Annotated in this window: 25 protein-coding genes; 17 read left to right on the top strand and 8 right to left on the bottom strand. The window is 70.1% G+C overall.

The window, feature by feature from the left end:
- The first annotated feature begins 12 nt into the window (after positions 1 to 12).
- Genes FFS10_RS02275 through FFS10_RS02250 form a run of 6 tightly spaced genes read left to right on the top strand, consistent with a single transcriptional unit; the run spans position 13 to position 3,916 of the window.
- Entirely contained in the window at positions 13 to 825 is an 813-nt protein-coding gene (locus FFS10_RS02275) for an aldolase/citrate lyase family protein (RefSeq protein ID WP_137891029.1), read from the top strand.
- Positions 826 to 835: 10 nt separating this feature from the next.
- Positions 836 to 1,645 (top strand): class II aldolase/adducin family protein, encoded by an 810-nt coding sequence (locus FFS10_RS02270; RefSeq protein WP_137891027.1) that lies wholly within the window; start codon positions 836 to 838, stop codon positions 1,643 to 1,645.
- Complete coding sequence (locus FFS10_RS02265) at positions 1,642 to 2,622, top strand: 2-dehydropantoate 2-reductase (protein WP_137891025.1); 981 nt, start codon at positions 1,642 to 1,644, stop codon at positions 2,620 to 2,622. Before FFS10_RS02270 ends, FFS10_RS02265 begins: the two co-directional genes overlap by 4 nt.
- Before the next feature lie 57 nt (positions 2,623 to 2,679).
- Positions 2,680 to 3,009 carry a FitA-like ribbon-helix-helix domain-containing protein gene (locus tag FFS10_RS02260; protein ID WP_137891024.1) on the top strand — a complete coding sequence of 110 codons (330 nt, stop codon included), beginning with the start codon at positions 2,680 to 2,682 and terminating at the stop codon, positions 3,007 to 3,009.
- 50 nt (positions 3,010 to 3,059) lie between these two features.
- On the top strand, positions 3,060 to 3,443 hold the full coding sequence (locus FFS10_RS02255) for a type II toxin-antitoxin system VapC family toxin (protein ID WP_171015982.1): 384 nt from the start codon (positions 3,060 to 3,062) through the stop codon (positions 3,441 to 3,443).
- Positions 3,443 to 3,916: an EamA family transporter gene (locus FFS10_RS02250; protein WP_137891020.1), complete on the top strand. Its 474-nt coding sequence runs from the start codon at positions 3,443 to 3,445 to the stop codon at positions 3,914 to 3,916. The genes FFS10_RS02255 and FFS10_RS02250 overlap by 1 nt, the downstream gene beginning before the upstream one ends.
- A gap of 11 nt (positions 3,917 to 3,927) precedes the next feature.
- Here the strand turns inward: FFS10_RS02250 and rsmI are convergent, their stop codons facing one another.
- A complete protein-coding gene (rsmI, locus tag FFS10_RS02245) occupies positions 3,928 to 4,842 on the bottom strand; it encodes a 16S rRNA (cytidine(1402)-2'-O)-methyltransferase (RefSeq protein ID WP_137891018.1) in 915 nt (304 codons plus the stop codon).
- Here rsmI and FFS10_RS02240 point away from each other — a divergent pair.
- From FFS10_RS02240 to FFS10_RS02230, 3 genes are all read left to right on the top strand, one after another.
- Positions 4,833 to 5,225, top strand: a complete 393-nt coding sequence (locus FFS10_RS02240) for a YraN family protein (protein WP_502702599.1) — start codon at positions 4,833 to 4,835, stop codon at positions 5,223 to 5,225. The two genes, rsmI and FFS10_RS02240, sit on opposite strands and share 10 nt — an antisense overlap.
- Positions 5,226 to 5,290: 65 nt before the next feature.
- The gene (locus tag FFS10_RS02235; protein ID WP_137891014.1) at positions 5,291 to 5,890 is read left to right on the top strand and encodes a phosphoheptose isomerase; all 600 of its coding nucleotides are present in this window, start codon (positions 5,291 to 5,293) and stop codon (positions 5,888 to 5,890) included.
- On the top strand, positions 5,887 to 6,546 hold the full coding sequence (locus FFS10_RS02230) for a BON domain-containing protein (RefSeq protein ID WP_137891012.1): 660 nt from the start codon (positions 5,887 to 5,889) through the stop codon (positions 6,544 to 6,546). Before FFS10_RS02235 ends, FFS10_RS02230 begins: the two co-directional genes overlap by 4 nt.
- 21 nt (positions 6,547 to 6,567) lie before the next feature.
- On the opposite strand, the gene FFS10_RS02225 is transcribed toward FFS10_RS02230, so the two are convergent.
- Genes FFS10_RS02225 through FFS10_RS02215 form a run of 3 tightly spaced genes read right to left on the bottom strand, consistent with a single transcriptional unit; the run spans position 6,568 to position 9,754 of the window.
- Positions 6,568 to 7,509, bottom strand: coding sequence for an NAD(P)-dependent oxidoreductase (locus FFS10_RS02225; RefSeq protein ID WP_137891011.1), 942 nt, complete (start codon positions 7,507 to 7,509; stop codon positions 6,568 to 6,570).
- Positions 7,510 to 7,517: 8 nt separating this feature from the next.
- Positions 7,518 to 8,654 carry a PilT/PilU family type 4a pilus ATPase gene (locus FFS10_RS02220; RefSeq protein ID WP_137891009.1) on the bottom strand — a complete coding sequence of 379 codons (1,137 nt, stop codon included), beginning with the start codon at positions 8,652 to 8,654 and terminating at the stop codon, positions 7,518 to 7,520.
- 56 nt (positions 8,655 to 8,710) lie between these two features.
- Positions 8,711 to 9,754 carry a type IV pilus twitching motility protein PilT gene (locus FFS10_RS02215; protein ID WP_137891007.1) on the bottom strand — a complete coding sequence of 348 codons (1,044 nt, stop codon included), beginning with the start codon at positions 9,752 to 9,754 and terminating at the stop codon, positions 8,711 to 8,713.
- 36 nt (positions 9,755 to 9,790) lie between these two features.
- On the opposite strand from FFS10_RS02215, the gene FFS10_RS02210 reads away from it, so the two are divergent.
- The 8 genes from FFS10_RS02210 to FFS10_RS02175 all read left to right on the top strand — a co-directional run bounded on the left by FFS10_RS02210 (position 9,791) and on the right by FFS10_RS02175 (position 16,991).
- On the top strand, positions 9,791 to 10,489 hold the full coding sequence (locus FFS10_RS02210; protein WP_137891005.1) for a YggS family pyridoxal phosphate-dependent enzyme: 699 nt from the start codon (positions 9,791 to 9,793) through the stop codon (positions 10,487 to 10,489).
- Between the two features lie 333 nt (positions 10,490 to 10,822).
- Positions 10,823 to 11,764: an arginase gene (gene rocF, locus FFS10_RS02205; RefSeq protein ID WP_137891003.1), complete on the top strand. Its 942-nt coding sequence runs from the start codon at positions 10,823 to 10,825 to the stop codon at positions 11,762 to 11,764.
- Between the two features lie 77 nt (positions 11,765 to 11,841).
- Positions 11,842 to 12,606: an ABC transporter substrate-binding protein gene (locus FFS10_RS02200; RefSeq protein WP_137891001.1), complete on the top strand. Its 765-nt coding sequence runs from the start codon at positions 11,842 to 11,844 to the stop codon at positions 12,604 to 12,606.
- A 35-nt stretch (positions 12,607 to 12,641) separates the two neighbouring features.
- Positions 12,642 to 13,430: an amino acid ABC transporter permease gene (locus FFS10_RS02195; RefSeq protein ID WP_137890999.1), complete on the top strand. Its 789-nt coding sequence runs from the start codon at positions 12,642 to 12,644 to the stop codon at positions 13,428 to 13,430.
- Positions 13,427 to 14,164, top strand: coding sequence for an amino acid ABC transporter ATP-binding protein (locus FFS10_RS02190; RefSeq protein ID WP_137890997.1), 738 nt, complete (start codon positions 13,427 to 13,429; stop codon positions 14,162 to 14,164). The genes FFS10_RS02195 and FFS10_RS02190 overlap by 4 nt, the downstream gene beginning before the upstream one ends.
- A 76-nt stretch (positions 14,165 to 14,240) precedes the next feature.
- Positions 14,241 to 15,662 (top strand): DcaP family trimeric outer membrane transporter, encoded by a 1,422-nt coding sequence (locus FFS10_RS02185; protein ID WP_137890995.1) that lies wholly within the window; start codon positions 14,241 to 14,243, stop codon positions 15,660 to 15,662.
- Positions 15,663 to 15,744: 82 nt separating this feature from the next.
- Positions 15,745 to 16,341 carry a MarC family protein gene (locus FFS10_RS02180; protein WP_137890993.1) on the top strand — a complete coding sequence of 199 codons (597 nt, stop codon included), beginning with the start codon at positions 15,745 to 15,747 and terminating at the stop codon, positions 16,339 to 16,341.
- Positions 16,342 to 16,343: 2 nt separating this feature from the next.
- A complete protein-coding gene (locus tag FFS10_RS02175) occupies positions 16,344 to 16,991 on the top strand; it encodes an EAL domain-containing protein (protein ID WP_171015983.1) in 648 nt (215 codons plus the stop codon).
- Positions 16,992 to 16,993: 2 nt separating this feature from the next.
- On the opposite strand, the gene FFS10_RS02170 is transcribed toward FFS10_RS02175, so the two are convergent.
- From FFS10_RS02170 to FFS10_RS02150, 4 genes are all read right to left on the bottom strand, one after another.
- Entirely contained in the window at positions 16,994 to 17,935 is a 942-nt protein-coding gene (locus FFS10_RS02170) for a diguanylate cyclase domain-containing protein (protein ID WP_137890991.1), read from the bottom strand.
- A gap of 84 nt (positions 17,936 to 18,019) precedes the next feature.
- Positions 18,020 to 18,412: a RidA family protein gene (locus FFS10_RS02165; RefSeq protein ID WP_137890989.1), complete on the bottom strand. Its 393-nt coding sequence runs from the start codon at positions 18,410 to 18,412 to the stop codon at positions 18,020 to 18,022.
- 92 nt (positions 18,413 to 18,504) lie between these two features.
- Positions 18,505 to 20,112 (bottom strand): AMP-binding protein, encoded by a 1,608-nt coding sequence (locus FFS10_RS02160; protein WP_137890987.1) that lies wholly within the window; start codon positions 20,110 to 20,112, stop codon positions 18,505 to 18,507.
- A 93-nt stretch (positions 20,113 to 20,205) separates the two neighbouring features.
- On the bottom strand, positions 20,206 to 21,378 hold the full coding sequence (locus FFS10_RS02150; protein ID WP_137890983.1) for an acyl-CoA dehydrogenase family protein: 1,173 nt from the start codon (positions 21,376 to 21,378) through the stop codon (positions 20,206 to 20,208).

Genomic DNA, 21,378 nt, shown 5'->3' with positions numbered 1-21,378 from the left:
CGGACATTCGCCATGCAAACCCCTGTCAATACCTTCAAGCGAGCCCTGCAAGAGGGCCGCCCGCAGATCGGCCTCTGGCTGGGCCTGGTCCATGCCTACAGCGCCGAGATCTGCGCCGGCGCCGGCTTCGACTGGCTGCTGCTCGACGGCGAGCACTCGCCCAACGGCCTGCCCGAGCTGCTGGGCCAGCTGCAGGCCATCGCGGCCTACCCGGATTCGCACGCCATCGCGCGCCTGCCGGTGGGCGACACCGCGCTGATCAAGCAGTACCTGGACCTGGGCGTGCAGACCTTGCTGGTGCCCATGGTCGACACGCCCGAGCAGGCGGCCCAGCTGGTGCGCGCCTGCCGCTACCCGCAGGACGACGGGCAGGGCGGGGTGCGCGGCATGGCCGGCGGCCGCGCCTCGCGCTGGGGCCGCTACCCCAACTACGCCAAGGAAGCCAACGCCCAGGTGGGCCTGTTGGTGCAGGCCGAGACGCGCGCCGCGCTGGCCCAGCTCGATGCGATTGCCGCCACACCCGGCGTGGACGGCGTGTTCATCGGCCCGGCCGACCTCTCGGCCTCGCTGGGCCATGTGGGCAACCCCGGCCACCCCGAGGTGCAGGCCGCGATCGAGGACGCGATCGCGCGCATCCTCAGGGCCGGCAAGGCGCCCGGCATCCTGACCAGCGACGAGTCCCTGGCGCGCCACTACCTCGCACTCGGCGCCCTGTTCGTCGCCGTGGGCCTGGACAGCCAGATCCTGGCGCGCCAGACCAGCGCCCTGGCTGCCAAATTCAAGGGCGCCGCGCCCACCCCGTCCGCGTCCGGCAGCGTTTACTGAGGAGGACGTCATGCACAGATCCGAGCTTCCCATGGTCGCCAGCCGTGCCGGCCAGGTCCACCCCGACGAATGGGCCGCGCGCCAGCAGCTCGCGGCCTGCTACCGCATCTTCGCCATGCTGGGCTGGACCGAGATGATCTACAACCACATCACGCTGCGCCTGCCGGAGAGCGTGAGCGGCGGCGCTGCCGCAGGGGCTTCCGAGTCCCGGCAGTTCCTGATCAACCCCTTCGGCCTGCACTACAGCGAGGTCACGGCCAGCAACCTGGTCAAGATCAACCTGCAGGGCGAGGTGCTGGACGGCTCGCCCCACCCGGTGAACCCGGCCGGCTTCACCGTGCATGCGGCCATCCATGACGGCCTGCCCGAGGCGCATTGCGTGATGCACACCCACACCACGGCCGGCGTGGCCGTGGCCTGCCTGCAGGGCGGGTTGCAGCAGACCAACTTCTACAGCGCACAGCTGCACGGCATGCTGGCCTACCACGACTTCGAGGGCATCACCATCCACGCCGACGAGGGGCCGCGCCTGCTGGCCAGCATCGGCGACAAGCCGGCCGTGATCCTGCGCAACCACGGCCTGCTGGCCTGGGGCCAGACCCTGCCGCAGACCTTCGCCATCCTCTGGACCCTGCAGCGCGCCTGCGAGATACAGCTGGCCACGCTGTCCATGGGCGCGCCGATTCCCGTGCCGGAGGCCATCGCGGCCAAGTGCACGCGCGACGCCCTGCAGTTCGACCCCCGGCACGGCGCGGGCCAGGATGTGTTCGACGCCCTGGTGCGCCAGGTCGAGCGCATCGATCCGGGCTACCTGGCATGAGCTACAAGGTCTGCATCTACGGCGCGGGCGCCATAGGCGGCTGGCTGGGCGTCAAGCTGGCCCAGGCCGGCTGCGCGCTCAGCGTGGTCGCGCGCGGCGCCACGCTCGAGGCACTGAACGCACAGGGCCTGCGCCTGCGACAAGGAGAACAGGTCTCGGCCGTGCCGGTGCGGGCCAGCGCCCACCCGGCCGATCTGGGCGTGCAGGACCTGGTGGTGCTTGCCGTCAAGGCCCCGGCCCTGGCCGGGGTCGCGCGTGCGATCGCGCCGCTGCTCGGCCCCGACACCGTCGTGCTGACGGCCATGAACGGCGTGCCCTGGTGGTTCTTCGAGGGCTTCGGCGGCCCGCTCGCGGGGACGCGGCTCGCGGCCGTGGACCCCGAGGGCGCGATCGCCGCGGCCATCCCGGCGCGCCAGGTCATAGGCTGCGTGGTGCACGCCAGCTGCTCGGTCGATGCGCCGGGCCTGATCCGCCACCATTTCGGCGCGGGCCTGATCGTCGGCGAGCCCTCGGGCGAGCGCAGCGCGCGCGTGCTGGCCCTGGTCGATCTGCTCGCCCGCGCGGGCTTCGCCGCGAGCCTGTCGGAGCAGATCCAGAAGGACATCTGGTACAAGCTCTGGGGCAATATGACCGTGAACCCGGTCAGCGCGATCACCGGCGCCACCACCGACCTGATCCTGGGCGACGAGCTGGTGCGCGGCTTCATCTCCAGCGTGATGCTCGAGGCCAAGGAGATAGGCGCGCGCATCGGCATCCCCATAGACCAGCAGCCCGAGGACCGCCACGCGGTCACGCTCAAGCTCGGCGCCTTCAAGACTTCGATGCTGCAGGACGTGGAGGCCGGCAAGCCGGTCGAGCTCGACGCCCTGGTCACGGTGGTGCGCGAACTGGGCCAGCTCACCGGCGTGGCCACGCCGTTCACCGACGCCCTGCTGGGCCTGGCGCGGCTGCAGGCACGCGTGAAGGGTTTGCAGTGATTCCGTTTTGGCTCCAAAATGGTTCTAAAAACTGTTTTGGAGTCCAGAATGCCCAATTTGTCCATCAAGGACGTGCCCGAGGCCTGGGCCGAGGCCTTGCGCCAGCGCGCCGCCCTTAACCACCGTTCCCTGCAAGGGGAGTTGATGGCCATCATTGAGCGATCGGTGGCCGAATCCGGCGGCACGGGCTCGCAGGCCGCTGCTTCGGCGGGTGGTCCCCAGGCGACGCGGGTCGTGGGTTTCGACGGACGGGGCTTTCCCATCGTCCGCCAAGGCTGGAAGGCGCCCGAGCAGGTCCTGGCCGAGTTGCGCGCCCGGCATCCTGAGCCCATCCATGACCAGTTGCTGGGGGCGGACATCATCCGCGCCGAGCGCGACGCCCGATGAAGCCCGGCCAGCGGCGGCTGCATCTTGCGGAGCCGCCTGCACAGTACCTCGTGCGGCCACCCATCGTCATCGACTGCAGCGCCCTGGCGGGCCTGGTGTTCAGCGAACCCTGGCAGGCCCAGGCCGAGCAGAGCATCCGGGGGCGCCAACTGCACGCGCCCCATCTTTTGCAGTCGGAAATCGCCAGCGTGGCCGTCAAGAAAATGCGGCGCGGCGAAGCCCATGCGGCTGCCGGTCTGGCCTTTGCCGCCGAAATGGAGATCGACCTGCACCGCATCGATCCCCCGGCCGTCGCGGCCCTCGCGCTGCGCTACGGCCTGTCGGCCTACGACGCCGCCTACCTCTGGCTGGCGGCCGAGCTCAAGTGCCCGTTGGCGACTTTCGACGAGAAGCTGGCCGCCGCCACCCAGGCGCACCTGGCCAGTCTGAGCTGATGGCTTCGACGCGAGCCCTTGGCACCGGCGCCTTCGCCACCCTGCTGCTGATCGCCTTCATGATGGGCGCCAACCATGTGGCGGCGCGCCTGGCGTTCAACCATGGGGTGGACGTCGCGACGGCGGTGAGCTTTCGCAGCGCGCTCACGGCGCTGGCGGTGGGCGCCCTGGTCCTGGTGCAGCGCGTGCCGCTGAAGCTCTCGGCGCGGCACCGGCGCATGCTGCCGCAGGCGCCCGCGGGCTGGTGGGGGCTGGCGGCGCTGACCCTGCTCTACGGCACGGCCTTCACCATCATGTTCACCGTGCTGCCGCGGCTGGGCGTGGTCGGCGGCTCGGCCATCATGAACGTCGAGCCGGTGTTCGCCCTGGTGCTGGCCTGGGCCCTGCTGGGCCAGGGCATCGCGCCGGTGCAACTGGCGGGCGCCGGGCTGGTGGTCGGCACCGTGGTCTGGCTGGGCCTGCGCAGGCGCTAGCCAGGCGCTCTTCACGCTTGCTGCTTGATCGCCAGTGCCGCCTCGTACAGGCTGTTGCGCGCCGTGCCGGTGATCTCGGCCGCCAGCTTGACCGCGGTCTTGAGCGGCAGCTCGGCCAGCAGCAGGCGCAGCACGCGCAGGTCCGCGCCGGCATCGGCGGCCAGGGGCGCGGCGTGCAGCACCAGCACGAACTCGCCGCGCTGGCGCTGCGGCGCCTGGTCCAGCCAGGCGGGCAACTGGCCCGCCGGCACGGTGGCGATCTCCTCGAACTGCTTGGTCAGCTCGCGCGCCACGGTCACCGGGCGCTCGCCCAGGACCGCCAGTGCCTGGGCCAGGACTTCGATGCGGTGCGGCGCCTCGAGCAGCACCACGGCGCGCGTTTCGCGGGCCAGTGCCTCGACCGCGTGCACGCGCTCGGTCGCCTTCACGGGCAGGAAGCCCTCGAAGACGAAGCCGCCCTCGCTCAGGCCGGCGGCGCTGAGCGCCGTCGTGACGCTGCTCGCGCCTGGCAGCGGCAGCACGCGCAGGCCCTGCTCGCGCACGGCCGCGACCAGGCGCGCGCCGGGGTCGCTGATGGCCGGCGTGCCGGCGTCGCTGACATAGGCGATGCGCTGGCCCAGGCGCAGGCGCTCGATCACGGCGGCCGAGGCCTGGGCCTCGTTGTGCTGGTGCAGGGCCAGCAGCTGGGCCGCGGGCCGGTCCATGCCGTAGGCGCGCAGCAGCTGCTGGGTATGGCGCGTGTCCTCGCAGGCCACGGCGTCGACCAGGGCCAGCACATGCAGGGCGCGCAGCGTGATGTCGGCCAGGTTGCCGATCGGCGTGGCGACGACGTAGAGCGCGCCCTGCGGATAATGCTGGGACGCGGCGGCCTCATGCGCGGCCGGCAGGGCGGCGGCGAACGAGGCCGCGGACAGGGATGCGCTCAATGGAATACCTCACACGAAAAGCGGCGGTGACGACCAAACAGCGCGGCGACGCCGCCGAGGACGCCGCGCTGCGCCACCTGGAGGCGCAGGGCCTGCGCCTGCTGCAGCGCAATTATCGGACGCCGGGCCGCGGCGGCGGCGAGATCGACCTGGTGATGCGCGAGCCCGGCGGCACCCTGGTGTTCGTCGAGGTGCGCCAGCGCGCCAGCCGCGCCTGGGGCGGGGCCGCGGCCAGTGTGGGCGCCGAGAAGCAGCGCCGCATCGTCTTCGCGGCGCGCCACTACCTGCTGCGCTGGCGCGCGATGCCGCCCTGCCGCTTCGACGTGGTGCTGGTCGAGCCCACGGGCATCACCTGGCTGCGCGCCGCCTTCGACGCCGCCTGATGGTTCTGGATGCCGCTCACAAAGGCAACATCCTGTTGCATCACGCACGGTTATCATCGAAGACCATGCTAGAGCAACGCATTCAACAGCATTTCATCGACAGTGCCGACCTCAAGTACCAGTCGGCGCAAACCCTGGGCAAACCGATTGCCGACGCCGTGCAGGCCCTGCTGGCCTGCGTGACCAGCGGCGGCAAGGTGCTGGCCTGCGGCAATGGCGGCTCGTCGGCCGCGGCCCAGTATTTCGCGGCCCAGTTCATCGGGCGCTTCGAGCGCGAGCGCCCCGAGCTGGCGGCGCTCGCGCTGAGCGCCGACACCGCCATCCTCACGGCCATCGCCAGCGCCTCCGACTATTCGGAGGTCTTCGCCAAGCAGGTGCGCGCCCTGGGCCAGGCCGGCGACGTGCTGCTGGCCCTGTCGGCCAGCGGCAGCGCGCCCACCGTGCTGCGCGCGGTGCAGGCCGCGCACGAGCGCGAGATGACCGTGGTGGCGCTGACCGGACGCGGCGGCGGCGAGCTCGCCCCGCTGCTGCGCGAGACCGACGTCCATATCTGCGTGCCGCACGAGCGCACCGCGCGCATCCAGGAGGTGCACCACCTCACGCTGCACTGCCTGTGCGATGGGGTCGACACCCAGTTGCTCGGCGAACAGGAGAACCCCGCATGAAGTCTTTTTCGAACAAGCTGATTCTGAGGCTGCTGGCCGCCGCGATCGTGGCCGGCGCGCTGCCGGCCTGCGCCCCGCTGGTGGTCGGCGGGGCCGTGGTCGGCGGCATGGTGGCGACCGACCGGCGCAGTTCCGGCGCGCAGCTGGACGACGAGAGCATAGAGCTGCGCGGCGCCAACCGCATCCGCGACGCCATGGGCAGCCGCGTGCGCGTCAACCTCACGAGCTACAACCGCCAGGTGCTGCTCACCGGCGAGACGCCGAACGAGCAGGACCGCCAGCGCGTCGAGCAGGTCGTCGCGGGCATGGACAACGTGCGCGCGGTGGTCAACGAGCTGGTCATCATGGACAGCCCCAACCTGCAGCAGCGCTCGGCCGACGCCCTGGTGACCGGCAAGGTCAAGGCCTCGATGGTGGACAGCAAAGATGTCTTCGCCAACGCCTTCAAGGTGGTCACCGAGCGCGGCACGGTCTACCTGATGGGCCGGGTGACGCAGCGCGAGGCCGACCGCGCCACCGAGGTCACGCGCGGCGTGAGCGGCGTGCGGCGCGTGGTGCGCATCCTCGAGATCATCAGCGAGGATGAGCTGCAGCGCCTGCAGCTGCAGCCCGACGCCGCGGCTGCGCCCGCGCCGGCCGCGCCGCCCAGGCAGTGAGCGCAGCGCCTGATCAGGCGCTCAGCGCAGCCGCTTGATCAGGCTCGAGGTGTCCCAGCGGTTGCCGCCCATGCGCTGCACGTCGGCGTAGAACTGGTCGATCAGGGCGGTGGCGGGCAGGCGGGCGCCGTTGCGCCTGGCCTCGTCGAGTACCAGGCCCAGGTCCTTGCGCATCCAGTCGACGGCGAAGCCGAAGTCGAACTGGTCGGCCACCATGGTCTTGCCGCGGTGGTCCATCTGCCAGCTCTGGGCCGCGCCCTTGGAGATCACCTCCAGCACCAGGCCCATGTCCAGGCCCGCATGCTGGCCGAAGGCGATGGCCTCGGCCAGGCCCTGCACCAGGCCGGCGACCGCGATCTGGTTGACCATCTTGGTCAGCTGGCCCGCGCCGCTGGCGCCCATCAGCGTGAAGGCGCGCGAGAAGGCCATGGCGACCGGCCTGGCGGCTTCGAAAGCCGCCGCCTCGCCGCCGCACATCACCGTGAGCTGGCCGTTCTGTGCGCCGGCCTGGCCGCCCGAGACTGGCGCGTCGACGAAGTACAGGCCGCCCTCGCCGGCGGCGGCGTGCAGCTCGCGCGCGACGTCGGCCGAAGCCGTGGTGTGGTCGACAAAGACCGCGCCGGGCTTCATGCCGGCGAAGGCGCCGTCGGCGCCCCGGGCGCCGCCGCCCAGGCTTTCGCCCAGGGCCACGGAGCGCAGGTCCGCGTCGTTGCCGACGCAGCAGAACACCAGGTCGGCGCCCAGGGCGGCCTGGCGCGGCGTGTCGGCCTGGCGCGGCGCCCGGCTGCGCGCGAATTCGGCGCACCAGGCCGCGGCCTTGGCCGGCGTGCGGTTGTAGACCGTGACGGCATGGCCGGCCAGCGCGAGGTGGCCGGCCATGGGGTAGCCCATGACGCCCAGGCCCAGGAAGGCGACCTGGCGCGAGGGGGTGGGTTCGTAGTCCCTGGCGTTGACGTTGTTCATGGGGTGTTTCAAACCAGCGAGAGGTGTTCGGTGCCGGCGCCCAGGTCCTGCGACTTGGCGCGCTGGCTGGAGAGCTTGATCTGCAGGCGCAGGTCGTTCACCGAGTCGGCGTTGCGCAGCGCGTCCTCGTAGCTGATCACGTTGTTCTCGTAGGCGTCGAACAGCGCCTGGTCGAAGGTCTGCATGCCGAGGTTGCGGCTCTTCTTCATGATCTCCTTGATCTCGGCCACCTCGCCCTTGAAGATCAGGTCGGAGACCAGCGGCGTGTTGAGCATGACCTCGACCACGGCCGTGCGGCCCTTGCCGTCCTGCTTGGGCACCAGGCGCTGCGAGATCATGGACTTGAGGTTGAGCGAGAGGTCCATCAGCAGCTGGGCGCGGCGCTCCTCGGGGAAGAAGTTGATGATGCGGTCCAGCGCCTGGTTGGCGCTGTTGGCGTGCAGCGTGGCCATGCACAGGTGGCCGGTCTCGGCGAAGGCCACCGCGTGCTCCATGGTCTCGCGGTCGCGGATCTCGCCCATCAGGATCACGTCGGGCGCCTGGCGCAGCGCGTTCTTGAGCGCGGCCTCCCAGCTGTCGGTGTCCAGGCCGACCTCGCGCTGCGTGACCACGCAGTTCTTGTGCGGATGCACGAACTCGACCGGGTCCTCCACGGTGAGGATATGGCCCGCCGAGTTCTCGTTGCGCCAGTCGACCATGGCCGCCAGCGTGGTCGACTTGCCCGAGCCGGTGGCGCCGACCAGGATGCACAGGCCGCGCTTGGACATGACCACGTCCTTGAGCACCTGCGGCACGCCCAGGCCGTCGATGGTCGGCAGGATGGCCGGGATCACGCGCAGCACCATGCCGATCTTGCCCTGCTGCACGAAGGCGTTGGCGCGGAAGCGCCCTATGCCGGCCGGCGCGATCGCGAAGTTGCACTCCTTGCTGCGCTCGAACTCGGCCATCTGCTTGTCGTTCATGACCGAGCGCGTCAGCGCCAGCGTATGGGCGCCGCTGAGCGGGTGCGAGGAGACCTTGGTGACCTTGCCGTCGACCTTGATCGCGGGCGGGAAGTCGGCCGTGATGAACAGGTCGCTGCCGTTGCGGCTGATCATCAGCTTGAGCAGGTCGTTGATGAACTTGGTGGCTTGGTCGCGTTCCATAACTGCTCTCCTTTCCACGCCGATCGCTCAGCGCCGGGGAAAAATGCCTGTCCGGCCTAGCCGGGGAAGTTCTCGGGGCTCTTGGCCTTGGAACGGGCCTCGGCCGGGCTGATCACGTTGCGCTTGACCAGGTCCAGCAGGTTCTGGTCCAGCGTCTGCATGCCCACGCTGCTGCCGGTCTGTATGGCCGAGTACATCTGCGCCACCTTGGCCTCGCGTATCAGGTTGCGGATGGCGCTGGTGCCTATCATGATCTCGTGCGCCGCCACGCGGCCCTGGCCGTCCTTGGTCTTGCACAGGGTCTGCGAGATCACGGCCTGCAGCGACTCCGACAGCATGGCGCGGATCATGTCCTTTTCCTCGGCCGGGAACACGTCGATGACCCGGTCTATGGTCTTGGCCGCGCTCGAGGTGTGCAGGGTGCCGAACACCAGGTGGCCGGTCTCGGCGGCGGTCATGGCCAGGCGTATGGTTTCCAGGTCGCGCATCTCGCCGACCAGGATGGCGTCGGGGTCCTCGCGCAGCGCCGAGCGCAGCGCGGCGTTGAAGCTCATGGTGTGGGGCCCGACCTCGCGCTGGTTGATCAGGCATTTCTTGGACTCGTGCACGAATTCGATCGGGTCCTCGACGGTGAGGATGTGGCCGTACTCGTTCTCGTTGAGGTAGTTGACCATGGCCGCCAGCGTGGTCGACTTGCCCGAGCCGGTGGGGCCGGTCACCAGCACCATGCCGCGCGGCTTGAGCGCCAGGTCGGCGAAGATCTTGGGCGCGTTGAGCTGCTCCAGCGTGAGGATCTTGCTCGGAATGGTGCGGAACACCGCGCCGGCGCCGCGGTTCTGGTTGAAGGCGTTGACGCGAAAGCGCGCCAGGCCCTCGATCTCGAACGAGAAGTCGCACTCGAGGAACTCCTCGTAGTTCTTGCGCTGCGCGTCGTTCATGATGTCGTAGACCATGGCATAGACCTGCTTGTGGTCCAGCGGCTCGACGTTGATGCGGCGCACGTCGCCGTGCACCCGGATCATGGGCGGCAGTCCGGCGGACAGGTGCAGGTCGGAAGCCTTGTTCTTGACGCTGAAGGCCAGAAGTTGGGTGATGTCCACGGATCCCTCTGTCGTTTTGATACGCTCGCGAGCATTATGACCACGATTGCGCAGAATCTCGGGGCGGTGCGCGCCCGGATCGCGGCAGCCTGCGCCGCGGCCGGCCGCGATGCGCGCGAGGTCCGGCTGCTGGCCGTGTCCAAGACCTTCGGTCCCGAGGCCGTGCGCGAGGCCCATGCGGTCGGGCAGACGGCCTTCGGCGAGAACTACGTGCAGGAAGCCGTGGCCAAGATCGAGGCACTGCGCGGCCTGCCGCTCGAGTGGCATTGCCTGGGCCCGGTGCAGGGCAACAAGACGCGGCTGGTGGCCGAGCATTTCGATTGGGTGCACAGCGTGGACCGGCTGCGCATCGCCGAGCGCCTGTCCGCCCAGCGCCCCGAGGGGCTGGCGCCGCTGCAGGTCTGCCTGCAGGTCAACATCGACGCTGGCGCCAACAAGTCGGGTGTGGCGCCGCAGGATGCGCTGGCGCTGGCGCGCGCCGTGGCGCAGCTGCCACACCTGGCGCTGCGCGGCCTGATGTGCATACCCGAGCCCGCGCCCGATTTCGATGCGGCCTGTGCCGTGCATGGCCGCGCGCGGGCCCTGTTCGAGCAGCTGCGCGCCGCGGGCCTGCCGCTGGACACCCTGTCGCTGGGCATGACGGCCGACCTGGAGGCCGCGATCCACGCCGGCAGCACCCTGGTGCGCGTGGGCACGGCGATCTTCGGGCAGCGGACGGCGCCCGCCGCCGGCTGATCTCCACCAGGCGACTGGCTGGTCGCCGTCGCCAGCCCGACGAGGGCCGCTGGCGGGTGCAGGCCGCGCCTGAGTCGCGGCGATCTTGCATTTCGCCAATTTTCTCTGGCCAATTGCCAAAGATGTGACAAAAAGCGACCAATCTTGGGGGTTCCTGTTGGAATCCGGTCCTGGGACACTGCCCGCCATGCCAACAAAGCCTTGTCCGAGGAGACTCCCCTTGTCGATCGCCAGCCCCTTGCCGCGCCGGCGGCATGCCCCCGCCGCCCCTGTGCACCGTGGCGCCAGCGACCGTGCCCGCGGCACGACGGCGGGCATCTACTCCTTGGCCGCATGAGCCGCCGTACTTCCCAGAGACCGGGCGTGAGCCTGATCGGCGCGCCCACCGACGTGGGCGCAGGCATGCGCGGCGCGAGCATGGGACCCGAGGCCCTGCGCGTGGCCGGCGTGGCGCAGGCCATCGCGCAGTTCGGCCTGGACGTGCGCGACTGCGGCGACCTGCAGGGACCGGCCAACCCCTGGCAGGACGCGGTCGACGGCTTTCGCCACCTGCCCGAGGTCGTGCTGTGGAACCGGCTGCTGCATGAGGCCGTCCGTGCCGAGCTGCAGGCCGGGCGCCTGCCCATCGTTCTGGGCGGCGACCACAGCCTGGGCATAGGCTCGATCAGCGCCGTGGCGCGCCACTGCCGCGAACGGCGGCGCCCGCTGCGCGTGCTGTGGTTCGACGCCCACGCCGATTTCAACACCGCCACGCTGACCCCGACCGGCAACATCCACGGCATGCCGGTGGCCTGCCTGTGCGGCCACGGTCCGCAGGACCTGGTCGGCATCGGCGGCCATGTGCCGGCTCTCGATCCGCGCCAGCTCCGGCAGATCGGCATACGCAGCGTGGACGCGGGCGAAAAGCGCCTGGTGCACGACCTGGGCATCGAAGTGTTCGACATGCGCTACATCGACGAGATGGGTATGCGCCACGCGATGGAGCGCGCGCTCGAAGGCGTGGACGCCGACACCCACCTGCATGTCAGCCTGGACGTCGACTTCCTCGATCCCGACATCGCGCCCGGCGTGGGCACCACGGTGCGCGGCGGGCCGACTTATCGGGAGGCGCAGCTGTGCATGGAAATGATCGCCGACACCGGTCGTCTGGCCTCGCTCGACGTCGTGGAGCTCAATCCCGCGCTCGACGTGCGCAACCAGACCGCTGAGCTGGCCGTGGACCTGATCGAGAGCCTGTTCGGCAAGAGCACGCTGATGCGCGCGCCCTCGCGCTAGGGCGGTGCGCCGGAACCCCGGCCGCGCGGACACCGCGAGCCCTTTTTTCGCATCTTTCAACCATAAAGGAGACTCTGATGAAACGATTCAAGATATGGGCGCTGCTCGCCCTGGCGCTGTGGGCGGCGACCGCGGCCCAGGCGCGCAGCCTCGACGAGGTGCAGAAGTCGGGCAAGATCGTCATCGCCACCGAGGGCCAGTTTCCGCCCTTCAACTACTTCCAGGGCGCCAAGCTGTCGGGCTTCGAGATCGAGGTGGCGGAGCTGGTGGCCAAGAAGATGGGCCTGGGCGTGGAGTGGAAGGCCCTGGGCTTCGACGCGCTGCTCGCGGGGCTGCGCCAGGACCGCTGGGACCTCGTGATCGCCTCGCACGGCGTCACCGAGGAGCGCACCCGCGCCGTGACTTTCACCGCGCCGCACTACTGCTCCGGCGGCGCCATCGTCTCGCTGGATCCGGCGATCCGTACCGTGGCCGATCTGAACGGCAAGCTGGTCTCGGTGCAGACCGGCACCACCTACCTCGAGAACGTCAGAAAGCTCAGCGGCGTGAAGGAGGTCAAGAACTTCCCGCAGGACACCGATGCGCGCAGCGCCCTGGTGTCGCGCCGCGTCGATGCCTGGGTGACCGACAAGTTCGTCGCCGCCATCGCGATCAACGCCAACCCCGGTGCCGGCATGAAGCTGGGTGACTTCGTCTTCATCGAGCGCATCGCCGCCGCCGTGGCCAAGGGCAACCAGTCGCTGGCCCAGGGCTACAACAAGGCCCTGGCCGAAGCCATGACCGACGGCAGCTACGCCGCGCTGTCCAAGAAATATTTCAACGAAGACGTGCGCTGCAAATGACCGCCTCATCGCTTCCCGACCGCCGGAGAACCCTCATGATGCTCGCGTTTCCCGCATGGCCCCGCCACTGGAGCCGACAGCAGCGCAGCAGCGCCACCATGGTGCTGGCCAGCGTGGTGCTGTTGCTGCTGCTGTGGCTGATGGCCATTCCGCTGGCCATGGCGCCCGAACCCATAGGCGAGAACGCCCAGGCTTTCGCCGAGGGCACGCGTGTCACGGTGCAGCTCACCGTGCTCGCCGGCCTGGCCGGCATCGTCATCGGCATTCTGGCCGCGCTGGGCAAGACCTCGCGCCTGCCGCCGCTGCGCTGGGTGGCCTCGTTCTACATCTGGGTGGTGCGCGGCACGCCGCTGCTGGTTCAGGTGCTGTTCGTCTTCCTGGCCCTGCCGGCCCTGGTGCCGGCCCTGCAGCTGAGCGACTTCGCCTCGGCCTGCGTGGCCCTGGCGTTCAACGCCGGCGCCTACAACGCCGAGGCGATCCGCAGCGGCCTGCTCGCCGTGCCGCGCGGCCAGATCGAGGCCGCGCGCTCGCTGGGCCTGTCGCGCTGGTACACCTTCATCGACGTGACCTTCCCGCAGGCCTTCAAGGTCGCGCTGCCGCCGCTGGTCAACAACACGGTGGCCCTGCTCAAGGATTCCTCGCTGGCCTACGCGATTGGCGTGGTCGAGCTGACCAACGTGGGCAACCGCATCCAGGCCGCGACTTTCCAGCCGGTGCCGACCCTGGTGACCACGGCCCTGATCTACCTGGTGCTCACGACCGTGCTGACCCAGATCTCGGGCGCGGTGGAGCGCCGCTACGACGTGGAGGGCCGCCAGCCATGAGCACCCCCCTGATCACTGTGGAGAAGGTCAACAAGCATTTCGGCCCCCAGCATGTGCTGCGCGACGTGAGCACGCATTTCGACGCTGGCCAGGTCAGCGTGATCCTGGGCGCCTCGGGCTCGGGCAAAAGCACGCTGCTGCGCATGCTGAACCGGCTCGAGCGGCACGACTCTGGCCATATCCGGGTCGACGGCATCGAGGTCGACGACGACCTCAAGCACCTGGACGCGCTGCGCCGCGAGCTCGGCATGGTGTTCCAGCAGTTCAACCTGTTCCCGCATTTGAGCGTGCTCGACAACGTGGCCCTGGCGCCGCGGCGCGTGCGCAAGACGCCGCGCAGCGAGGCCAACGAGCAGGCCATGGCGCTGCTGCGGCGCGTGGGCATGGAGGCGCATGCGCACAAGTACCCGTTTGCGCTGTCCGGCGGCCAGCAGCAGCGTGTGGCGATCGCGCGCGCCCTGGCCATGCAGCCCAAGGTGATGCTGTTCGACGAGCCCACCTCGGCGCTGGACCCCGAGATGGTCAAGGAAGTGCTCGACGTCATGAAGCATCTGGCCCAGTCGGGCATGACCATGGTCATCGTCACGCACGAGATGGGCTTTGCGCGCGACGTGGCCGACCGCGTGCTGTTCCTCGACCAGGGGCAGGTGGCGCAGGACGCGCCGCCGGCCGAGTTCTTCGGCGCCCAGCAGAACCCCCGCATCCGTGCCTTCCTGGGGCAGGTGGAGCGCTAGTCGCCGCCTGCTCCTTTCCGCCGGGCGCCATGTGGGTCCGGTGGCTTTCTTCGTCCGATTTTTCAAAGGAGACAACATGAAAAGATCCTTCATCACCCTGCTGCTGCTGGCCTCGGGCACCCTCAGCCTGCCGGCGCAGGCCCAGACGCGCAGCGAATTCGAGGAGCTGCGCCAGGAGCTGCAGCGCCTGCGGCAGGAGATCAACCAGCTCAAGGCCCAGCAGCCGGTGCCGGCGCCGGCGCCCGACGCCGCCGCCACGGCCGAGCGCATCGAGCAGCTCGAGCTCAAGCAGAAGGACGCGGTGGTGCTGGGCGACATCCCCGGCAGCTTCCGCCTGCCGGGCTCGGAGACCTCGCTGCGCCTGTACGGCTTCGCCGAGCTCAGCGCCGTGCACGAGGCCAAGGGCGACAACTCGATGAACGATTACTCGACCTTTGCGCCCTACGCGCCGATCAACGGTTCGACCACGCGCACCGGCCAGAGCTACCTGCACGCCCGCACCTCGCGCATAGGCATCGAGGCTTCCACGCCTACGCCCTACGGTCCGCTGGCGGTGAAGGTCGAAGGTGACTTCAACAACGAGCCGCGCACCGGCAACAGCGCGGTCTACGGCACGGTCGGCAACATCTACACCCAGCAGGCGACCAACTCCTACAACTTCCGCCTGCGCCATGCCTATGGCCAGTTCGGCGGCCTGCTGGCCGGCCAGACCTGGTCGACCTTCATGGACCTCGACAACTCGCCCGAGACGGTGGACTTCAACGGCCCCATAGGCTCGACCTTCATCCGCCAGCCGCAGGTCCGCTATGCCTATGTCACCAAGGACCTGGGCACTTTCACCGCGGCGGCCGAGAACTCGGCGAGCTACGTGCTCGACAGCACGGGGGTGGCGACGCCGGCCGGCTTCTCGCGCGTGCCCGACCTCATTGCGCGCTGGGACAAGAGCTTCGGCTGGGGCGCCATGAGCCTGCGCGGCCTGAGCCACGATCTGCGCGTCAACGGCGAGATAGCCGGCAGCAACGTCAAGGCCTCGCGGCGCGGCTGGGGCCTGGGCGCGACGGCCCTGGTCAAGATGCGCGAGGCCAAGGACTTCGCGAGTTTCGGGCTGACCTACGGCAAGGGCATAGGCCGCTACCTCAACTACATCGAGGGCGCGAGCTACGACCCGGCGACGAACGACATCCTGCTGGAGAAGGCGCTAGGCGTGGTGGTCGGCTACCAGTACAAGGCCAGCGACAGCCTGCGCGCCAACTTCGTGCTGGGCTGGCAGAAGAACTACGACAACGCCTACACGGCGTTCGCGCGTGCCAACGGCCTGGACAGCGGGCAGTTCGGCGTCAACCGCCGCATCTACCAGGCGCACCTGGGTTTCATCTACAACCCGATCAAGAACGTGGACCTCGGTGCCGAGTACGTGTTGGGCCAGCGCCAGACCCTCAGCGGTGAGAAGGGCGATCTCTCGCGCCTGAACCTGTCGGCCAAGTACAACTTCAACTGAGGCGCGGCGGCAGCGCGCGCGCCGGCACCCCGGTGCCGGCGCGCTGCAGGCATGACCGTCACCGCTGCAAGGGAGGCTTTGCGTGCAACATGATTTCTTCTCGGCCCTGATCGTGCTGCTGATCGTGCTCGACCCCCTGGGCAACGTGCCCGTGGTCCTGGGCCTGCTGCGCGACGTGCCGGCGCCGCGCCGCGTGCGCATCATCACGCGCGAATGCCTGTTCGCCATGCTGGTGCTGCTGCTCTTCATGTGGGCCGGCGACCGGCTGCTGCACGCCATGCGCCTGACCGACGCCTCGCTGGAGATCGCCGGCGGCGTGATCCTGTTCCTGATCGCGATCGGCATGGCCTTCCCCGGCATGGGCGTGAGCTTCTCCGACCCCGAGCGAGGCGCCGAGCCGCTGCTGGTGCCGCTGGCCATTCCCATGATCGCCGGCCCCTCGGCGCTGGCCACCGTGCTGCTGCTGGCCGCGCGCCAGCCCGAGCGCGGCTGGACCTGGGCCGCCGCGATCGGCCTGTCGATGGGCTTGGTCTGGCTGGTGCTGCTGTCGGCGAGCACCCTGGCCAGGCGGCTCGGCAAGCCGGGCCTGGTGGCGCTGGAGCGCCTGATGGGCCTGTTGCTGTCGGCAATGGCCGTGGAGATGCTGATTTCCGGGCTGCGCAGCGCCTGGGCGGGCTAGGGGTGGCACCTGTCCAGCGGCGCAAGCGCCGGCTGCGCATCGAGCAGCGGCTGCGCAAGGCCATCGAGCGGGGCGACCTGGCCCCGCATTACCAGCCCGAGGTGGACATGCGCGACGGGCGCATCGTCGTGTTCGAGGCGCTGGCGCGCTGGACCGACGATCAGCTCGGCCCGGCCTCGCCGGCCGAATTCATTCCGGTGGCCAAGGAGGCCGGCCTGATCTCGGCCCTCACCGAGCTGATGTTCCGCAAGGTGCTGGCCGACCTGCCGACGCTGTGCCAGCGCTTTCCCGAGGTCAGGGTGGCGTTCAACACCTCGCCCGACCTGCTCGAGAAGGACGGCGTGTGGGCGCTGCTGACCGAGCTGAACCGAGCCCATGGCGGGCTCTGTGAGGCCCTCGAGCTGGAGATCACCGAGACCCACCTGGCGGGCGTGAGCGCCGCCTTCATGGCCAGCCTCCACCAGGAGAACTGCCGGCGCGTGGTCCGGAGTATCCTGAGCCTGTCCAGCGCCCTGGGGCTGGAAGCCTCCGCCGAAGGGGTGGAAACCGAGGCGCAGCGCGGCCAGGGCTGGCTGTACTCCCGGGCCATGCCGCTGCGCCAGGTGCTGGCCCTGCCGCAGCTGCTCGAGGTCTGTACCGCCGAGGCCTAGCCCTAGCTTGCGCCCAGCACGTGGCTGCGTATGCCGCTGGGGCCGGCTTGCCGCAGCGCCAGCTCGGCCATCTCCAGCAGGGTCTTCTCCGTCGGCGTGTGTTTGTGGCCGTCCTCGGTGAAGTAATGGCCCAGGGCCAGCCATTCTGCGGTGCCGGCGTCGACCGTCGTCACGCCGACACGGATCGAGAGGATTTTTCCGGCCGGCGCTCCGGGCAGCGCAATGGCGGCCTGCCGAACCGCTGCCTGCAGTTTCTCGGCAACGGTCAGCGCGCCGGGCGTGTCGGTGTGCGGCAGCAGCAGCGCAAAGCTGTTCTCGCCCAGGCAGGCAACGAGGTCGCTGGGGCGGTGCACCGAGGCGCTCAGCAGTTTGGCCGCGGCCAGCGCGGCCTGGCCGCTCGAGGCCTGACCCAGCGCATGGGCCTTGGGGTTGCCGATGTCCAGCTCGACGCGCAGCAGCGACAGCGAAGCAGACACCCGCAGGGCGCGTTTCCACTCCTGCTCCAAGGCCTGCTCGAAGGCGCGGCGATTGGCCAGGCCCGTGGCCTCGTCCACCAGGGTCAGCTTGCGCACGCGCTCGCTCAGGCCCTTGAGGCGCAGGTGGGTGCGCAAGCGGGTCAGCACGCGCAGCTCGCGCGCCGGCAGGCTGATGAAGTCGGACACGCCGGCGGCCAGCGCCTCGGCTTCTAGTTCGGGCCCCTCCTCGCCGGTCAGCAGCAGCACGGGGATGTCGGCCGCCTCGGGGCTCTTGGCGAGCTTGCGGCACAGCGCCAGGCTGTCCTCGCCGCCCAGCAGGATCAGGTCGGGGTGCGTTTCCCTGGCCAGCCTCAGCGCCTCGGATGCGGAGCCGGTGGACAGTTGGTGCGGATAGTCGGTCAGCACCTGGCGCAGGGCCTGGACCACCTGGGGGTCGTCGTGTACCAGCAACAGCTTTGCGTTTGACATGAAGGTGGCGAGAGTAGGGCGCGTCCGCGATTGGCTGCATCATAGCGGCCAATCACCTCGCCCGGCTCGGTGAAGGCCGTCTCCTCAGTCGGGCAGCACCGCCGTGACCTCGATCTCGACCTGGGCGCGCGCCTCGACCAGGGCCGCCACCTGCACGCAGCTCATGGCCGGGAAGTTGCGGCCCATGACCTCGCGGTAGGTGCGGCCGAGCTCGGGCAGGCGCCGGTTGTATTCGTCGCGGTCGACGATGTACCAGGTCATGCGCACCATGTGCTCGGGGCCGGCACCGGCCTCGCGCAGCACGGCCGCGACGTTGCGCAGCGCCTGCTCGGTCTGGGCGATGAAGTCGTCGCTCTCGAACTGCTGCTCGGCGTTCCAGCCGATCTGGCCGCCGACGAACACCAGGGTGCCGCGCGCGGCCACGCCGTTGGCGTAGCCCTTGGGGGCCGCCCAGTCGGGCGGTTGGAGGAATTTCATATCAGGCCTCCTGCCGGGCCGCCCCAAAGGAGGCCTGGGCCCCCTCGGGGGGCAGCGAATACACGAAGTGATGAGCGTGGGGGCGTTTCATTTCAGGTCCTCAGTTTGAAACGTTGCAGCTTGCCGGTCTCGGTGCGCGGCAGGCTGGCCACGAACGCGATCTCGCGCGGGTATTTGAACGGGGCGATGGTCGCCTTGACATGGTCCTGCAGGGTGCGGACCATGGCCGCGTCGCCGGTCTGGCCGGGCTTGAGCACGCAGAAGGCCTTGACGATCATGCCGCGCGTCTCGTCGGGCTTGCCGATCACCGCGCACTCGGCCACGGCCGGGTGCTTGAGCAGCGCGTCCTCGACCTCGGGGCCGCCCACGTTGTAGCCGGCCGTGATGATCATGTCGTCGGCGCGCGCCTGGTAGAAGAAGTAGCCGTCGGCGTCCTCTATGAAGGCGTCGCCGGGGTAGTTCCAGCCGTCCCGCACGTACTGGGTCTGGCGCTCGTCCTGGAGGTACTTGCAGCCGGTGGGGCCGATCACGGCCAGCCGGCCCACGCTGCCGCGCGGCAGCTCGCGGCCTTCCTCGTCCACCACCTTGGCCTGGTAGCCCGGCACCACCTTGCCGATGGCGCCGCGGCGCACCTGGTCGCCGGCCGAGGAGATGAAGATGTGGAACATCTCGGTCGCGCCTATGCCGTCGGTCATCTCTATGCCCGTGGCCTCCTTCCAGAGCTGGCGCGTGGCGTCGGGCAGGCCCTCGCCGGCGCTCACGCAGCGGCGCAGCGTGGGCAGGCCCAGGGCCTTGGCGAACGGCGCCATCTGGCGGTAGAAGGTGGGCGCGGTGTAGCAGATGGTGGCGCCGACCTCGTTGATCAGGCGCACCATGGCCTCGGGCGTGTAGGCGATGTCGGGGAAGCAGACCGAGGCGCCGGCGCGCATCGGGAACAGCAGCAGGCCGCCCAGGCCGAAAGTGAAGGCCAGCGGCGGCGAGCCGATCACGATGTCGGACGGCTCGGCCTGCAGCACATGGCGCGGCCAGGCCTCGCAGGCCGCGAGCACGTCGCGGTGGGTGTGGACGGCGGCCTTGGGCTTGCCGGTGGTGCCCGAGGTGAAGGCCAGCAGCGCGATGTCGTCGGCGGCCGTGGGGCAGGCGCTGAACTGCCCGGACTTGGCCGCGCACAGCGCGCCCAGGTCCTGCGGGTCGCCGGGCGCGTTGAACCTGAGGATGCGGCGCAGCACCGGGTGGGCGGCCTGGGCCTGCTCGAGCTCGTCCAGCAGCTGGGCGTCGCAGATCGCGAGCGCCGGCTGGGCCTTGGCGATGATGTCGCCGAGCTCGCCGGCGCGCAGCAGCGGCATGGTCGCGATGGCGATGCCGCCGGCCTTGACCACGGCCAGCCAGGCCAGCGCCATGCCGATGGAGTTGCCGCCGCGCAGCAGCACGCGGTTGCCGGGCACCAGGCCCAGGTCCTCGGTCAGCAGCTGGGCAATGCGGTCCACGCGCTCGCGCGTTTGGGCATAGCTGAACGTGACGCGGGGCGAGCGCAGCAGGGGCCGGTCGGCCCAGCCGCGTTCGCCGGCCCGGTCGAGCAGTTGCTCGACCAGGTTGAGCTGCTCGGGCAGGCGGGTCTCGGGCAGCTCGTAGCGCAGCTCGGGCCACTGCGCCTTGGGCGGCAGCCGGTCGTGGACGAAGCGATCGACCTGGGCCCCCACGCTCGGCACTGTCGTGTCCTCGCTGCCCCCCGAGGGGGCCCTCGCGCCTTGGGACGGCCCAGCGGCGCTCATGGCTTGTGTCAACTCCATGCCTTACTCCTGCAACAGGGACTTGCCGATGATCAGCTGCTGCACCTCGGTCGCGCCTTCGTAGATGCGCAGCGAACGGATGTCGCGGTACAGGTGCTCGACCGGCGTGCCGACCTTGACGCCCAGGCCGCCGTGCATCTGCAGCGCCATGTCGATCACGCGCTGGGCGTTCTCGGTGGCGGCCATCTTGGCCATGGCGGCGGCCGCGCTGCGGTCCTTCCAGCCCTCGGCGCCGGCCGGGCCGAGATCGCGCAGCCAGGCCGCGCGGTAGGTCAGCAGGGCGGCGGCGTCGACCAGGGCCGCCATCTCGCCCAGCTTGGCCTGGGTCAGCTGGAAGTCCGCCAGTCGCTGGCCGAACATGGGGCGCTGCTGCGCATGGGCCACGGCCTCGTCCAGGGCGCGCCGCGCCATGCCCAGCGCCGCGCCGGCGACCGAGGCGCGGAAGATGTCCAGCGTCTGCATGGCGAGCTTGAAGCCGCCGTTCAGCGCGCCGAGCCGGGCGCCGGCCGGCACGCGGCAAGCCTCGAAGCGCAGCGTGGCCAGCGGGTGCGGCGCCATGACCGCGATGTGTTCGCTGCTGTCCAGGCCCGGCGTGGCCGCGTCGACCACGAAGGCCGTGATGCCGCGCGCGCCGGCCTCGGGCTCGGTCTTGGCGAACACGCAGTAGAAGTCGGCCAGGCCGCCGTTGCTGATCCAGGTCTTGCTGCCGTCGAGCCGGAAGCCCTCGCCCTCGGGCTGGGCGCGGGTGCTCAGCGCGGCCACGTCGGAGCCGGCCTGCGGCTCGCTCAGCGCGAAGGCGGCGATCTTCTCGCCGCGCGCCACGGCCGGCAGGTAGGCGGCCTGCTGGGCCGGCGTGCCGGCCAGGGTGATGGCGCCGCTGCCCAGGCCCTGCATGGCGAAGGCAAAGTCGGCCAGCGGCGAGTGGTAGGCCAGGGTCTCGCGCAGGATCACCAGGGCGCGCGAGTCCAGCTGCGCCAGCGCGCCGCCATGGGCGGCCGGCACGCAGTAGCGCAGCCAGCCGGCCTGGCCCAGGCGCCGCACCCAGTCGCGGCAGGCGGCGCGGTCGTCGCGCTCGTCGACCTGCTGGGCGGCGGCCCAGGGCGCGAGGCCCTGCGCCAGTTCGCGGTGCGCCGCGTCGAAAAACGGCAGGTCCAGATGGCGGGTGGAGGGGCTCAT

Origin of the sequence: Ramlibacter sp. 2FC (genome assembly GCF_005503345.1) — a bacterium.
Lineage (GTDB): Bacteria > Pseudomonadota > Gammaproteobacteria > Burkholderiales > Burkholderiaceae_C > SCMQ01.
The sequence above is the reverse complement of the archived record's forward strand: the minus strand, read 5'-3'. Positions and strand labels throughout refer to the sequence as shown.

Coding starts and splice junctions, on each gene's coding strand:
- FFS10_RS02270 (WP_137891027.1), top strand. CDS start 836: ATGCACAGATCCGAGCTTCCCATGGTCGCCAGCCGTGCCGGCCAGGTC.
- FFS10_RS02185 (WP_137890995.1), top strand. CDS start 14,241: ATGAAAAGATCCTTCATCACCCTGCTGCTGCTGGCCTCGGGCACCCTC.
- rocF (WP_137891003.1), top strand. CDS start 10,823: ATGAGCCGCCGTACTTCCCAGAGACCGGGCGTGAGCCTGATCGGCGCG.
- FFS10_RS02275 (WP_137891029.1), top strand. CDS start 13: ATGCAAACCCCTGTCAATACCTTCAAGCGAGCCCTGCAAGAGGGCCGC.
- FFS10_RS02265 (WP_137891025.1), top strand. CDS start 1,642: ATGAGCTACAAGGTCTGCATCTACGGCGCGGGCGCCATAGGCGGCTGG.
- FFS10_RS02150 (WP_137890983.1), bottom strand. CDS start 21,378: ATGAGCCCCTCCACCCGCCATCTGGACCTGCCGTTTTTCGACGCGGCG.
- FFS10_RS02210 (WP_137891005.1), top strand. CDS start 9,791: ATGACCACGATTGCGCAGAATCTCGGGGCGGTGCGCGCCCGGATCGCG.
- FFS10_RS02220 (WP_137891009.1), bottom strand. CDS start 8,654: ATGGAACGCGACCAAGCCACCAAGTTCATCAACGACCTGCTCAAGCTG.
- FFS10_RS02250 (WP_137891020.1), top strand. CDS start 3,443: ATGGCTTCGACGCGAGCCCTTGGCACCGGCGCCTTCGCCACCCTGCTG.
- FFS10_RS02165 (WP_137890989.1), bottom strand. CDS start 18,412: ATGAAATTCCTCCAACCGCCCGACTGGGCGGCCCCCAAGGGCTACGCC.
- FFS10_RS02200 (WP_137891001.1), top strand. CDS start 11,842: ATGAAACGATTCAAGATATGGGCGCTGCTCGCCCTGGCGCTGTGGGCG.
- FFS10_RS02230 (WP_137891012.1), top strand. CDS start 5,887: ATGAAGTCTTTTTCGAACAAGCTGATTCTGAGGCTGCTGGCCGCCGCG.
- FFS10_RS02225 (WP_137891011.1), bottom strand. CDS start 7,509: ATGAACAACGTCAACGCCAGGGACTACGAACCCACCCCCTCGCGCCAG.
- FFS10_RS02195 (WP_137890999.1), top strand. CDS start 12,642: ATGATGCTCGCGTTTCCCGCATGGCCCCGCCACTGGAGCCGACAGCAG.
- FFS10_RS02170 (WP_137890991.1), bottom strand. CDS start 17,935: ATGTCAAACGCAAAGCTGTTGCTGGTACACGACGACCCCCAGGTGGTC.
- FFS10_RS02190 (WP_137890997.1), top strand. CDS start 13,427: ATGAGCACCCCCCTGATCACTGTGGAGAAGGTCAACAAGCATTTCGGC.
- FFS10_RS02240 (WP_502702599.1), top strand. CDS start 4,833: ATGCGCTCAATGGAATACCTCACACGAAAAGCGGCGGTGACGACCAAA.
- FFS10_RS02235 (WP_137891014.1), top strand. CDS start 5,291: ATGCTAGAGCAACGCATTCAACAGCATTTCATCGACAGTGCCGACCTC.